The sequence below is a fragment of the Streptomyces sp. DH10 genome (genome assembly GCF_029813805.1).
GTDB classification, from domain to species: domain Bacteria; phylum Actinomycetota; class Actinomycetes; order Streptomycetales; family Streptomycetaceae; genus Streptomyces; species Streptomyces coeruleofuscus.
Genome location: NZ_JARVKU010000031.1, coordinates 21,419 through 34,786, shown reverse-complemented (window position 1 = coordinate 34,786; position 13,368 = coordinate 21,419). Strand labels below are relative to the sequence as shown.

Annotated in this window: 12 protein-coding genes; all 12 read left to right on the top strand. The window is 69.9% G+C overall.

What is annotated here, in order from left to right; all coding sequences use genetic code 11:
• The first annotated feature begins 257 nt into the window (after window positions 1–257).
• The 12 genes from pyrR to coaBC all read left to right on the top strand — a co-directional run bounded on the left by pyrR (window position 258) and on the right by coaBC (window position 13,161).
• A complete protein-coding gene (gene pyrR, locus QC385_RS39545; protein ID WP_059420843.1) occupies window positions 258–824 on the top strand; it encodes a bifunctional pyr operon transcriptional regulator/uracil phosphoribosyltransferase PyrR in 567 nt (188 codons plus the stop codon).
• Window positions 825–924: 100 nt separating this feature from the next.
• Window positions 925–1,902 (top strand): aspartate carbamoyltransferase catalytic subunit, encoded by a 978-nt coding sequence (locus tag QC385_RS39540; protein WP_279546245.1) that lies wholly within the window; start codon window positions 925–927, stop codon window positions 1,900–1,902.
• Window positions 1,903–1,907: 5 nt separating this feature from the next.
• Entirely contained in the window at window positions 1,908–3,221 is a 1,314-nt protein-coding gene (locus QC385_RS39535) for a dihydroorotase (protein WP_279546244.1), read from the top strand.
• Window positions 3,218–3,787 (top strand): PH-like domain-containing protein, encoded by a 570-nt coding sequence (locus tag QC385_RS39530; protein WP_279546243.1) that lies wholly within the window; start codon window positions 3,218–3,220, stop codon window positions 3,785–3,787. The genes QC385_RS39535 and QC385_RS39530 overlap by 4 nt, the downstream gene beginning before the upstream one ends.
• Window positions 3,784–4,926, top strand: coding sequence for a glutamine-hydrolyzing carbamoyl-phosphate synthase small subunit (gene carA, locus QC385_RS39525; protein ID WP_279546242.1), 1,143 nt, complete (start codon window positions 3,784–3,786; stop codon window positions 4,924–4,926). Before QC385_RS39530 ends, carA begins: the two co-directional genes overlap by 4 nt.
• Window positions 4,919–8,227 (top strand): carbamoyl-phosphate synthase large subunit, encoded by a 3,309-nt coding sequence (carB, locus tag QC385_RS39520; RefSeq protein WP_279546241.1) that lies wholly within the window; start codon window positions 4,919–4,921, stop codon window positions 8,225–8,227. Before carA ends, carB begins: the two co-directional genes overlap by 8 nt.
• 71 nt (window positions 8,228–8,298) lie before the next feature.
• The gene (locus tag QC385_RS39515) at window positions 8,299–9,405 is read left to right on the top strand and encodes a quinone-dependent dihydroorotate dehydrogenase (RefSeq protein WP_279546240.1); all 1,107 of its coding nucleotides are present in this window, start codon (window positions 8,299–8,301) and stop codon (window positions 9,403–9,405) included.
• Entirely contained in the window at window positions 9,402–10,247 is an 846-nt protein-coding gene (gene pyrF, locus QC385_RS39510) for an orotidine-5'-phosphate decarboxylase (protein ID WP_279546239.1), read from the top strand. Before QC385_RS39515 ends, pyrF begins: the two co-directional genes overlap by 4 nt.
• Before the next feature lie 277 nt (window positions 10,248–10,524).
• On the top strand, window positions 10,525–10,848 hold the full coding sequence (locus QC385_RS39505) for an integration host factor (RefSeq protein WP_003977346.1): 324 nt from the start codon (window positions 10,525–10,527) through the stop codon (window positions 10,846–10,848).
• Window positions 10,849–10,906: 58 nt separating this feature from the next.
• On the top strand, window positions 10,907–11,500 hold the full coding sequence (gene gmk / locus QC385_RS39500) for a guanylate kinase (RefSeq protein WP_150479760.1): 594 nt from the start codon (window positions 10,907–10,909) through the stop codon (window positions 11,498–11,500).
• 71 nt (window positions 11,501–11,571) lie between these two features.
• Window positions 11,572–11,844, top strand: a complete 273-nt coding sequence (gene rpoZ / locus QC385_RS39495; RefSeq protein ID WP_030247008.1) for a DNA-directed RNA polymerase subunit omega — start codon at window positions 11,572–11,574, stop codon at window positions 11,842–11,844.
• A gap of 114 nt (window positions 11,845–11,958) precedes the next feature.
• A complete protein-coding gene (coaBC, locus tag QC385_RS39490) occupies window positions 11,959–13,161 on the top strand; it encodes a bifunctional phosphopantothenoylcysteine decarboxylase/phosphopantothenate--cysteine ligase CoaBC (protein ID WP_279546238.1) in 1,203 nt (400 codons plus the stop codon).
• Window positions 13,162–13,368 lie beyond the last annotated feature (207 nt).

Sequence of the window (13,368 nt, the reverse complement as noted above, 5' to 3'; positions counted from 1 at the left end):
CGGCACTGTGTCGACGCGTCTGGCGTGGGTGCCAGGCCGCGCGGCTGGTAACTCACTGTGAGGTTACGCAGCGTTACTCTGCCGCGTCAAGCCGAATGGTCCGCACCGACTCTTCCGTGGTATCGGCACTCTGTTAGGCCGAGTGGGTGATCCGAGGGGGCCGTCCGGGCGGCAGTGAGGGCCTGCTACCGTGGGTGGCGCAATCCCGACGTCCTTTAACGTCCGTCCCGTGAGGCGGAGAAGGAGGTCCGTTTCATATGGACACGCACGACTCGCAGTCCGATGCCCGGCCCGTTCTCGAGGGGCCCGACATCGCGCGGGTACTGACCCGCATCGCCCACGAGATCGTCGAACGCGCGAAAGGCGCCGACGACGTGGTGCTCCTCGGCATTCCGACCCGGGGCGTCTTCCTCGCCCGGCGGATCGCCGACAAGCTCGAGCAGATCACCGAACGCAAGGTTCCGTGCGGCTCGCTGGACATCACCATGTACCGCGACGACCTGCGCATGCACCCGCCGCGTGCGCTGGCCCGCACCGAGATCCCCGGTGACGGCATCGACGGCAAGCTCGTCGTCCTCGTCGACGACGTCCTCTTCTCCGGCCGCACCATCCGCGCCGCCCTCGACGCCCTGAACGACATCGGGCGCCCCCGCGCGGTACAGCTCGCGGTCCTCGTCGACCGCGGCCACCGCGAACTGCCCATCCGCGCCGACTACGTCGGCAAGAACCTCCCCACGTCGTTGCGGGAGACGGTCAAGGTCCAGCTCGCCGAGGAGGACGGTCGCGACACCGTGCTGCTCGGCGCCAAGCAGACCGCCCAGTAGCGCTCCAGGCGTACGCCGCCGTCGTACGCCGGCTCGGTGCGCCCTCGCGCGCCCGTCTGCCCCATTTCTCCAGCTTGAACTGCCTTACGGAGCCTGACAGATGCAGCGTCATCTCATCTCGGCCGCCGACCTCACCCGCGACGACGCCGTCCTGATCCTCGACACCGCCGAGGAGATGGCCCGGGTCGCCGACCGGCCGATCAAGAAGCTGCCGACCCTGCGCGGCCGCACGATCGTCAACCTCTTCTTCGAGGACTCCACCCGGACCCGGATCTCCTTCGAGGCCGCCGAGAAGCGGCTGTCCGCGGACGTCATCAACTTCTCCGCCAAGGGTTCGAGCGTGTCCAAGGGCGAGTCCCTGAAGGACACCGCCCAGACCCTGGAGGCCATGGGCGTCGACGCCGTGGTCATCCGGCACGGCGCCTCAGGAGCCCCGTACCGCCTGGCGAACTCCGGCTGGATCGACGCGGCCGTCGTCAACGCCGGCGACGGCACCCACCAGCACCCCACCCAGGCCCTGCTGGACGCCTTCACCATGCGCCGCCGCCTGATCGGCCCGGACGCCGGGATCGGACAGGACCTCGAAGGCAAGCGCATCACCATAGTCGGCGACGTCCTGCACAGCCGGGTCGCCCGCTCCAACGTCGACCTGCTGCACACCCTCGGCGCCGAGGTCACCCTCGTCGCCCCGCCGACGCTGGTGCCCGTCGGCATCGAGAGCTGGCCCTGCCAGGTGTCGTACGACCTCGACAGCACGCTGCCCAAGTCCGACGCGGTGATGATGCTGCGCGTCCAGCGCGAGCGCATGAACGCCGCCTTCTTCCCGACCGAGCGCGAGTACTCCCGGCGCTACGGCCTCGACGGCGACCGCATGGCGCGGATGCCCGAGCACGCCGTCGTGATGCACCCCGGCCCGATGGTCCGCGGCATGGAGATCACCGCCGAGGTCGCCGACTCCGACCGCTGCACCGTCGTCGAGCAGGTCGCGAACGGAGTCTCCATCCGGATGGCCGTCCTGTACCTGCTGCTGGGCGGAAACGAGCCCGCCGTCACCCAGACCCGTACCGAGGAGAAGTAAGACAGATGAGCAAGATCCTGATCCGTGGTGCGAAGGTGCTGGGCGGCGAGCCGCAGGACGTGCTGATCGACGGCGGGACGATCGCGGCCACCGCCCGGCAGGGCGAAATCGACTGGAGCGGCAGCGGGCTGTCCGCCGAGGGCGCGGAGGTCGTCGAGGCCGAGGGCAAGGTGCTGCTGCCGGGCCTGGTCGACCTGCACACGCATCTGCGGGAGCCGGGCCGCGAGGACTCCGAGACCGTCCTCACCGGTACGCGTGCGGCGGCGAGCGGCGGCTACACCACCGTGTTCGCCATGGCCAACACCTTCCCGGTCGCCGACACCGCCGGTGTCGTCGAGCAGGTCTGGCGGCTCGGCAAGGAGCACGGCTACTGCGACGTCCAGCCGATCGGTGCCGTCACCGTCGGCCTGGAGGGCCGCAAGCTTGCCGAGCTGGGCGCCATGCACGAGTCGGCCGCCGGGGTCACCGTCTTCTCCGACGACGGCAAGTGCGTCCACGACGCGGTGATCATGCGCCGGGCCCTGGAGTACGTGAAGGCGTTCGGCGGTGTCGTCGCGCAGCACGCGCAGGAGCCGCGGCTGACCGAGGGCGCCGAGATGAACGAGGGCGTGGTCTCCGCGCAACTGGGGCTCGGGGGCTGGCCGGCGGTGGCCGAAGAATCGATCATCGCCCGGGATGTCCTGCTCGCCGACCACGTCGGCTCCCGCGTGCACATCTGCCACCTGTCGACCGCCGGGTCCGTCGAGATCGTCCGCTGGGCCAAGTCCCGCGGCATCGACGTCACCGCCGAGGTCACCCCGCACCACCTGCTCCTCACCGACGAGCTGGTCCGCACGTACAACCCCGTCTACAAGGTCAACCCGCCGCTGCGCACCGAGCGCGACGTGATGGCCCTGCGCGAGGCGCTCGCCGACGGCACGATCGACATCGTCGCCACCGACCACGCCCCGCACCCGCACGAGGACAAGGACTGCGAGTGGGCCGCGGCCGCCATGGGCATGGTCGGCCTGGAGACCGCGTTGTCAGTGGTGCAGGAGACCATGGTCGACACGGGCTTGCTGGACTGGGCCGGCGTCGCCGACCGCATGTCCTTCAAGCCCGCGCGGATCGGACAGGCCAAGGGGCACGGCCGTCCCGTCTCGGCAGGTGAGCCCGCCAACCTCACCCTCGTCGACACGGCATACCGTGGCTCTGTGGACCCCGCGGGCTTCGCCTCGCGCAGCCGCAACACCCCCTACGAGGGTCGTGAGCTGCCGGGCCGTGTGACGCACACGTGGCTGCGGGGCCAGGCCACGCTCGTCGACGGGAAGCTCACGTGACACCTGTACTCCTGCTGGCCGCCGAGAAGGAATCGGCGCAAGTGACCGACTGGGCCGCCCGCATCGGCTGGGTCGTCGGCCTCGCCCTGTTCGTCGCGCTCATTTACTGGCTGATGCGCGAGGGCTGGAAGTGGCGCGGCACGCTCCAGGGCGACCTGCCCGAGCTGCCCACGACCCCGGACGAGACGGGCCCGGCGGTCCTGACGACGAGCGGCCGCTACCACGGCTCCACCACCGCCGGACAGTGGCTCGACCGCATCGTCGCGCACGGCCTGGGCACCCGCAGCCGCGTCGAGCTGACTCTCACGGACGCCGGACTGGACGTCGTACGCCCCGGGGCGAGCGACTTCTTCGTCCCGGCCGCACAGCTGCGCGAGGCCCGGCTCGACAAGGGCATCGCCGGCAAGGTGCTCACCGAGGGCGGCCTGCTCGTCGTCACCTGGGAGCACGGAGACAAGCTGATCGACTCCGGCTTCCGCTCCGACCACGCGGCCGAACACAACGAGTGGGTCGAGGCCATCAACTCCATGATCGAAACAAACAGCAGGGAAGGCGCCGAACGATGACCACCTCCACCAGGGGAGCCGCCAAAACTCCCGCCGTACTCGTCCTGGAGGACGGCCGGGTCTTCCGCGGCCGTGCCTACGGGGCCGTGGGGGAGACCTTCGGCGAAGCGGTGTTCTCCACCGGCATGACCGGCTACCAGGAGACCCTCACCGACCCGTCGTACCACCGCCAGGTCGTGGTGATGACCGCCCCGCACGTCGGCAACACCGGAGTCAACGACGAGGACATGGAGTCCAAGAGGATCTGGGTCTCCGGCTACGTCGTGCGCGACCCCGCGCGCGTGCCGTCCAACTGGCGCTCCCGGCGCTCGCTGGACGAGGAGCTGGCCGCGCAGGGCGTCGTCGGCATCTCCGGCATCGACACCCGCGCCCTCACCCGCCACCTGCGCGAGCGCGGCGCGATGCGCGTCGGCATCTTCAGCGGCGACGCCGTCAGGGACGACAGCGCACTCCTCGCGCGCGTGCAGGAAGCCCCGCAGATGAAGGGCGCGAACCTCTCCGCCGAGGTCGCCACCACCGAGCCGTACGTCGTCCCCGCGATCGGCGAGAAGAAGTTCACCGTCGCCGCCGTCGACCTCGGCATCAAGGGCATGACCCCGCACCGCATGGCCGAGCGCGGCATCGAGGTGCACGTGCTCCCGGCGACCGCGACCGTCGAGGACGTCTACGCGGTCAACCCGGACGGCGTGTTCTTCTCCAACGGCCCGGGCGACCCGGCCACCGCCGACCACCCCGTCTCCGTCATGCGGGGCGTCCTGGAGCGCGGCACCCCGCTGTTCGGCATCTGCTTCGGCAACCAGATCCTGGGCCGCGCGCTCGGCTTCGGCACCTACAAGCTGAAGTACGGCCACCGCGGCATCAACCAGCCGGTGCAGGACCGGACGACCGGCAAGGTCGAGGTCACCGCGCACAACCACGGCTTCGCCGTCGACGCCCCGCTCGACCAGGTCTCCGAGACCCCGTTCGGCCGCGCCGAGGTGTCCCACGTCTGCCTGAACGACAACGTGGTGGAGGGGCTCCAGCTCCTCGACCGCCCCGCGTTCAGCGTCCAGTACCACCCCGAAGCGGCAGCCGGCCCGCACGACGCCGCCTACCTGTTCGACCGCTTCGTATCCCTGATGGAGGGCCAGCGTGCCTAAGCGCACCGATATCCAGTCCGTCCTGGTCATCGGCTCCGGCCCGATCGTCATCGGCCAGGCCGCCGAGTTCGACTACTCCGGCACCCAGGCTTGCCGCGTCCTGAAGGCCGAGGGCCTGCGGGTCGTCCTGGTGAACTCCAACCCGGCGACGATCATGACCGACCCGGAGATCGCGGACGCCACCTACGTCGAGCCGATCACCCCCGAGTTCGTCGAGAAGATCATCGCCAAGGAGCGCCCGGACGCGCTGCTGCCCACCCTGGGCGGCCAGACGGCGCTGAACACCGCGATCTCGCTGCACGGCAACGGCGTCCTGGAGAAGTACGGCGTCGAGCTGATCGGCGCCAATGTGGAGGCCATCAACAAGGGCGAGGACCGCGACCTGTTCAAGGAGGTCGTCGAGGAGGTCCGCAAGAAGATCGGCCACGGCGAGTCCGCCCGGTCCTACATCTGCCACTCCATGGACGACGTCCTCAACGGCGTCGAGGAGCTCGGCGGCTACCCGGTCGTCGTCCGCCCGTCCTTCACCATGGGCGGCGCCGGCTCCGGCTTCGCGCACGACGAGGAGGAACTGCGCCGCATCGCCGGGCAGGGCCTCACGCTCTCGCCGACCACCGAGGTGCTCCTGGAGGAGTCCATCCTCGGCTGGAAGGAGTACGAGCTGGAGCTGATGCGCGACAAGCACGACAACGTCGTGGTGGTCTGCTCCATCGAGAACTTCGACCCCATGGGCGTGCACACCGGCGACTCCATCACCGTCGCGCCCGCGATGACGCTGACGGACCGCGAGTACCAGACCCTCCGCGACATCGGCATCGCCGTCATCCGCGAGGTCGGCGTCGACACCGGCGGCTGCAACATCCAGTTCGCGGTGAACCCCGAGGACGGCCGCGTCATCGTCATCGAGATGAACCCGCGCGTGTCCCGGTCCTCGGCGCTCGCCTCCAAGGCGACCGGCTTCCCGATCGCCAAGATCGCCGCCAAGCTCGCCGTCGGCTACACGCTGGACGAGATCCCGAACGACATCACGCAGGAGACCCCCGCCTCCTTCGAGCCGACGCTCGACTACGTGGTCGTGAAGGCCCCGCGCTTCGCCTTCGAGAAGTTCCCGAGCGCGGACTCCACCCTGACCACCACCATGAAGTCGGTCGGCGAGGCCATGGCCATCGGCCGCAACTTCACCGAGGCCTTCCAGAAGGCCCTGCGCTCGCTGGAGAAGAAGGGCAGCCAGTTCACCTTCGTCGGGGAGCCCGGCGACAAGGAGGAGCTGCTCCGCGAGGCGGTGCGTCCCACCGACGGCCGTATCAACACCGTCATGCAGGCCATCCGCGCGGGCGCCACGCCCGAGGAGGTCTTCGAGTACACGAAGATCGACCCCTGGTTCGTCGACCAGCTCTTCCTGATCAAGGAGATCGCGGACGAGCTGGCCGAGGCCCCCGAGCTGACCACCGGCCTGCTCGCCGAGGCCAAGCGGCACGGCTTCTCCGACACGCAGATCGGCGAGATCCGCGGCCTGCGCGAGGACGTCGTCCGCGAGGTCCGGCACGCGCTCGGCATCCGCCCGGTCTACAAGACGGTCGACACCTGCGCCGCCGAGTTCGCCGCGAAGACGCCGTACTTCTACTCCTCCTACGACGAGGAGACCGAGGTCGCGCCCCGCGAGAAGGCCGCCGTCATCATCCTGGGCTCCGGCCCGAACCGCATCGGCCAGGGCATCGAGTTCGACTACTCCTGCGTCCACGCCTCCTTCGCGCTGAGCGACGCCGGCTACGAGACCGTGATGGTCAACTGCAACCCGGAGACCGTCTCGACGGACTACGACACCTCCGACCGTCTGTACTTCGAGCCGCTGACGCTGGAAGACGTGCTGGAGATCGTCCACGCCGAGCAGCAGGCCGGCCCGGTCGCGGGCGTCATCGTCCAGCTCGGCGGCCAGACCCCGCTGGGCCTGTCGCAGGCGCTGAAGGACAACGGCGTGCCGATCGTCGGCACGTCCCCGGAGGCCATCCACGCCGCCGAGGACCGGGGCGCCTTCGGCCGGGTCCTCAAGGAGGCCGGCCTCCCGGCACCCAAGCACGGCACCGCCACCACTTTCTCCGAGGCCAAGGCCATCGCCGACGAGATCGGCTATCCGGTCCTGGTCCGCCCGTCGTACGTCCTCGGCGGGCGCGGCATGGAGATCGTCTACGACGAGACGCGCCTGGAGGCGTACATCGCCGAGTCGACCGAGATCAGCCCCTCCCGGCCGGTCCTGGTCGACCGGTTCCTCGACGACGCGATCGAGATCGACGTCGACGCGCTCTACGACGGCGAGGAGCTCTACCTCGGCGGCGTCATGGAGCACATCGAGGAGGCCGGCATCCACTCCGGCGACTCGGCGTGCGCCCTGCCCCCGATCACGCTCGGCGGCTTCGACATCAAACGCCTGCGCGCCTCCACGGAGGGCATCGCCAAGGGCGTCGGGGTGCGCGGCCTGATCAACATCCAGTTCGCGCTCGCGGGCGACATCCTCTACGTCCTGGAGGCCAACCCGCGCGCCTCCCGGACCGTCCCCTTCACCTCGAAGGCGACCGCGGTGCCGCTGGCGAAGGCCGCCGCCCGGATCTCGCTGGGCGCCACGATCGCCGAGCTGCGCGCCGAGGGCCTGCTGCCGGCCGACGGCGACGGCGGCGAGCTGCCGTTCGACGCGCCGATCTCCGTCAAGGAGGCCGTCATGCCGTGGTCGCGCTTCCGCGACATCCACGGCCGCGGCGTCGACACGGTCCTCGGCCCGGAGATGCGCTCCACCGGTGAGGTCATGGGTATCGACTCCGTCTTCGGCACGGCGTACGCCAAGTCGCAGGCGGGCGCCTACGGCCCGCTGCCCACCAAGGGCCGCGCGTTCATCTCGGTCGCCAACCGCGACAAGCGCTCCATGATCTTCCCGGCCCGCGAGCTGGTCGCCCACGGCTTCGAGCTTCTCGCCACGTCCGGCACGGCCGAGGTGCTCAAGCGCAACGGCATCAACGCCACGATCGTGCGCAAGCAGTCCGAGGGCACCGGCCCGAACGGCGAGAAGACCATCGTCCAGCTCATCCACGACGGCGAGGTCGACCTCATCGTCAACACCCCGTACGGCACCGGCGGGCGCCTCGACGGCTACGACATCCGTACGGCGGCCGTGGCCCGCTCCGTGCCGTGCCTGACGACGGTCCAGGCGCTCGCGGCGGCGGTCCAGGGCATCGACGCCCTCAACCGCGGCGACGTGAGCGTCCGATCGCTCCAGGAACACGCGGAACACCTGACCGCGGCCCGCGACTAGCAGCCCCGAGGGGGACACCGGAAACGGTGTCCCCCTCTTCGTGAGGACGCCCATGTCTTCGTGAGGACACCATGTACAAGATCTTTTTCAGTCTGCTCTTCAAGCGGATGGACCCGGAGCAGGCCCACCACCTCGCCTTCCGCTGGGTCCGGCTGGCCGCCCGCGTCCCCGTCCTGCGCACCTTCCTCGCGGCCGCCCTCGCGCCCCGCCACAAGGAGCTGCGCACGGAGGCCTTCGGGCTGCGCATGCACGGCCCCTTCGGTCTCGCCGCGGGCTTCGACAAGAACGCCGTAGGCATCGACGGCATGGCCATGCTCGGCTTCGACCACGTCGAGATCGGCACGGTCACCGGCGAGCCCCAGCCCGGCAACCCCAAGCAGCGGCTGTTTCGCCTGGTCAAGGACCGGGCGCTGATCAACCGCATGGGCTTCAACAACGACGGGTCGCTCCGCGTCGCCGCCCGCCTGGCCTCCCGGACGCCCGTCTTCAAGACCGTCGTCGGCGTCAACATCGGCAAGACCAAGGCCGTACCCGAGGAGGAGGCCGTCGCGGACTACGTGAAGTCCGCCGAGCGGCTGGCGCCCTACGCCGACTACCTCGTGGTCAACGTCTCCTCCCCGAACACGCCCGGGCTGCGCAACCTCCAGGCCACTCAGGCGCTGCGCCCCCTGCTGAGCGCGGTCCGCGAGGCCGCCGACCGCGCGGTGCCCGCGCGTCGCGTCCCCCTCCTGGTCAAGATCGCGCCGGACCTCGCCGACGAGGACATCGACGCCGTCGCCGACCTCGCCGTGGAACTCGGCCTGGACGGGATCATCGCCACGAACACCACCATCGCGCGCGAGGGACTCGGCCTGAAGTCCGACCCCTCCCTGGTCAAGGAGACCGGCGGCCTGTCCGGAGCACCCCTGAAGGAACGCTCCCTGGAGGTCCTGCGCCGTCTCTACGCGCGCGTGGGCGACCGGATCACCCTGGTGGGCGTCGGGGGCGTGGAGAACGCCGAGGACGCCTGGCAGCGCATCCTGGCCGGCGCCACGCTGGTCCAGGGCTACAGCGCCTTCATCTACGAGGGGCCGCTCTACGCTCGCGCCCTCCACAAGGGGCTCGCCGCGCGCCTGCGCACCAGCCCCTACGCCACGCTCGCCGACGCGGTGGGCGCCGACGTGAGGAAGACGGCATGACCGGTCTCGAACCCTTCGGCGCCCGTCTGCGCCGCGCCATGGACGAGCGCGGCCCGCTGTGCGTCGGCATCGACCCGCACGCCTCCCTGCTCGCCGAGTGGGGCCTCGACGACGACGTGGCAGGACTGGAGCGGTTCAGCCACACGGTCGTCGAGGCGCTGGCCGACCGGGTCGCCGTGCTCAAGCCGCAGAGCGCGTTCTTCGAGCGGTTCGGCTCGCGCGGCGTCGCCGTCCTGGAGAAGTCGGTGGCCGAGGCGCGGGCCGCGGGCGCGCTGGTCGTGATGGACGCCAAGCGCGGCGACATCGGCTCGACCATGGCCGCGTACGCCGAGTCCTTCCTGCACAAGGACGCCCCGCTGTTCTCCGACGCGCTGACCGTCTCGCCCTACCTCGGCTACGGCTCGCTGAGCCCGGCCGTCGCGCTGGCGCGGGAGAGCGGCGCCGGGCTGTTCGTGCTGGCGCTCACCTCCAACCCGGAGGGCGGCGAGGTCCAGCACGCCGTGCGCTCCGACGGCCGGAACATCGGAGCGACCATGCTCGCGCACCTGTCCGCCGAGAACGCGGGGGAGGAGCCCCTGGGGTCCTTCGGCGCGGTCGTCGGCGCGACGCTCGGTGACCTGTCGTCGTACGACCTGGACATCAACGGCCCGCTCCTCGCGCCCGGCATCGGTGCCCAGGGGGCCACGTCGGCCGATCTTCCCCGGGTCTTCGGGACGGCGGTGCGCAATGTCGTGCCGAACGTCAGCCGGGGAGTGCTACGCCACGGTCCCGACGCGGTCACGCTGCGTGATGCCGCGGAGCGCTTCGCGGAGGAGATCCGTCACACCGTGACCTCCTCCTGACGTCCTCCCGACCTCTTCCGGAGTCCTCCGATGAGTGCTCCGGGGGAGGCTTGAGTCTGAATACATCCTCAAATCCGGGGCAGTATGTCCTAAATGTCCCTTCAGATGAAGGCTGACCAGGACTTTTCCGCTGTTCTCGCTGACTCTGGCGGACTTGCCCGCTAGTCTCCGACGAGAGTGAACGGGCAAGCGTGTTGCTCGTAGCTCCCCAGGTGTGGGGCGACTAGGTTCCTCACCGGTCCGTATCCGACAGTTCGACATCCGAGGTGACGTAGGCGTGGCTCTTCCGCCCCTTACCCCTGAACAGCGCGCAGCCGCGCTCGAAAAGGCCGCCGCGGCTCGCCGGGAGCGGGCCGAGGTCAAGAATCGACTCAAGCACTCCGGCGCCTCCCTTCACGAGGTCATCAAGCAGGGCCAGGAGAACGACGTCATCGGCAAGATGAAGGTCTCCGCCCTCCTCGAGTCGCTCCCGGGCGTGGGCAAGGTCCGCGCCAAGCAGATCATGGAGCGACTCGGTATCTCCGAGAGCCGTCGTGTGCGCGGCCTCGGTTCCAACCAGATCGCCTCCTTGGAGCGCGAGTTCGGCAGCACCGGCTCCTGAACCGGTCCTTCCGGGGAAGCGAGTCCCGGGCACTCCGGGATTGCTGGATAATCGCTGCATGGCTGCAACACCCCGGGGGACGACCCCCGTACCCCCGGACGTACGTCCGCGGCTGACCGTGCTCTCCGGCCCCTCCGGGGTCGGCAAGAGCACGGTCGTCGCCCATATGCGCAAGGAACACCCCGAGGTCTGGCTCTCGGTGTCGGCGACGACCCGCAAGCCCCGCCCCGGTGAGAAGCACGGGGTCCACTATTTCTTCGTCACCGACGACGAGATGGACAAGCTGATCGCCAACGGCGAACTGCTGGAGTGGGCCGAGTTCGCCGGCAACCGCTACGGCACGCCGCGTGCGGCCGTGCAGGAGCGTCTGGAGAAGGGCGAGCCCGTCCTCCTCGAGATCGACCTCCAGGGCGCCCGTCTGGTCCGGGAGTCGATGCCCGAGGCCCGGCTGGTGTTCCTGGCTCCCCCCTCCTGGGAGGAGCTGGTGCGCAGACTCACCGGGCGGGGCACCGAACCGCCCGAGGTGATCGAGCGCCGGCTCCAGGCGGCGAAGACCGAACTGGCCGCCGAGCCGGAGTTCGATACGACCCTGGTCAACACCTCCGTCGAGGACGTGGCTCGCGAGCTGCTAGCCTTGGTGGACGTCGTGTGACCATCGCTGATCGATTCCGGGTCTCGCTGATCACCCCGACAGAATCTTTCCCATCCATCGGAAGGTAGAGCGTGTCCTCTTCCATCTCCGCGCCCGAGGGCATCATCAACCCGCCGATCGACGAGCTCCTCGAGGCCACCGACTCGAAGTACAGCCTCGTGATCTACGCGGCCAAGCGGGCCCGCCAGATCAACGCGTACTACTCGCAGCTCGGCGAGGGTCTCCTCGAGTACGTCGGTCCTCTCGTCGACACCCACGTCCACGAGAAGCCGCTCTCGATCTCCCTTCGCGAGATCAACGCGGGGCTGCTGACGTCCGAGGCCGTCGAGGGTCCGGCGCAGTAAGTACTATTTGCAGCTCGACGCTGACTTTTCCACAGGCCCGGCAGGCCGACTGCCGGGCCTGTGGTGTGTCATGGAGTCGTACGTTGTGCCGGTTGCCGAGGTCCGGGGAGAGACGTGGACAAGCCGAAGGTCGTTCTGGGGGTCAGCGGCGGCATCGCCGCGTACAAGGCCTGTGAGCTGCTGCGGCGGCTGACGGAGTCGGGTCATGACGTGCGCGTGGTACCCACCGCCTCCGCACTGCACTTCGTCGGCGCCGCCACCTGGTCCGCGCTCTCCGGGAACCCGGTCTCCACGCAGGTATGGGACGACGTGCAGGAGGTCCCGCACGTCCGCATCGGACAGCACGCCGACCTGGTCGTCGTCGCCCCCGCCACCGCCGACATGCTCGCCAAGGCGGCCCACGGCCTCGCCGACGACCTCCTGACCAACACGCTGCTCACCGCCCGCTGCCCGGTCGTCTTCGCCCCCGCCATGCACACGGAGATGTGGGAGCACCCGGCCACCCAGGAAAATGTGGCGACGCTGCGCCGCCGAGGCGCCCTCGTCATCGAACCGGCCGTGGGCCGTCTCACCGGAGTCGACACCGGCAAGGGCCGGCTGCCCGGCCCGGGCGAGATCTTCGAGGTCTGCCGCCGGGTGCTGGCCCGGGGCGTGACCGAGCCGGACCTGAAGGGCCGGCATGTCGTGGTCAGCGCCGGCGGCACCCGCGAGCCCCTGGACCCCGTCCGGTTCCTCGGCAACCGCTCGTCCGGCAAGCAGGGCTACGCCCTCGCCCGCACCGCGGCCGCCCGCGGCGCCCGCGTCACGCTGATCGCGGCCAACAGCGCCCTGCCCGACCCGGCCGGCGTGGACATCGTCCCCGTCGGCACCGCCGTGCAGCTGCGCGAGGCGGTGCTGAAGGCCTCCGCCGACGCGGACGCGGTGGTCATGGCGGCGGCGGTGGCGGACTTCCGCCCGGCGGTGTACGCGGCCGGGAAGATCAAGAAGAAGGACGACCAGGAACCCGAGCCGATCACCCTGGTGCGGAATCCGGACATCCTCGCGGAGATCTCCGCTGACCGCGTACGCCCGGGACAGGTGATCGTCGGCTTCGCGGCGGAGACCGACGACGTGCTCGCCAACGGCCGCGCGAAACTGAAGCGCAAGGGCTGTGATCTGCTGGTGGTGAACGAGGTCGGAGAGAGCAGGACCTTCGGCTCCGAGGAGAACGAGGCCGTCGTCCTCGGCACCGACGGCAGTGAGACCCCGGTGCCGCACGGCCCCAAGGAAGCCCTGGCCGAAACCGTCTGGGACCTGGTGGCCGAGCGACTTCGCTGATGTTTCGGTCCCCCTGCGCCCCCGTGAAACCCGCCGATCGGGGCGTGGCGCCTCTGGCCAACGCAGCACGGCATTGGGCAGAATGCCTGTGCCGCAGGTCACAGCGCTTCCGAGTGTCGAGACAGGGAGACCGTGGCCCAAGCGTGACCGATAAGCTGTTCCACGGACGGCGCCGGGTGCAGCCCCCGCCGTCCGCCAAATGATCAG

Excerpts from the sequence above, each read along its gene's own strand:
- QC385_RS39535 (WP_279546244.1), top strand. The coding sequence starts at position 1,908 with ATGAGCAAGATCCTGATCCGTGGTGCGAAGGTGCTGGGCGGCGAGCCG.
- QC385_RS39515 (WP_279546240.1), top strand. The coding sequence starts at position 8,299 with ATGTACAAGATCTTTTTCAGTCTGCTCTTCAAGCGGATGGACCCGGAG.
- QC385_RS39540 (WP_279546245.1), top strand. The coding sequence starts at position 925 with ATGCAGCGTCATCTCATCTCGGCCGCCGACCTCACCCGCGACGACGCC.
- pyrF (WP_279546239.1), top strand. The coding sequence starts at position 9,402 with ATGACCGGTCTCGAACCCTTCGGCGCCCGTCTGCGCCGCGCCATGGAC.
- pyrR (WP_059420843.1), top strand. The coding sequence starts at position 258 with ATGGACACGCACGACTCGCAGTCCGATGCCCGGCCCGTTCTCGAGGGG.
- gmk (WP_150479760.1), top strand. The coding sequence starts at position 10,907 with ATGGCTGCAACACCCCGGGGGACGACCCCCGTACCCCCGGACGTACGT.
- carA (WP_279546242.1), top strand. The coding sequence starts at position 3,784 with ATGACCACCTCCACCAGGGGAGCCGCCAAAACTCCCGCCGTACTCGTC.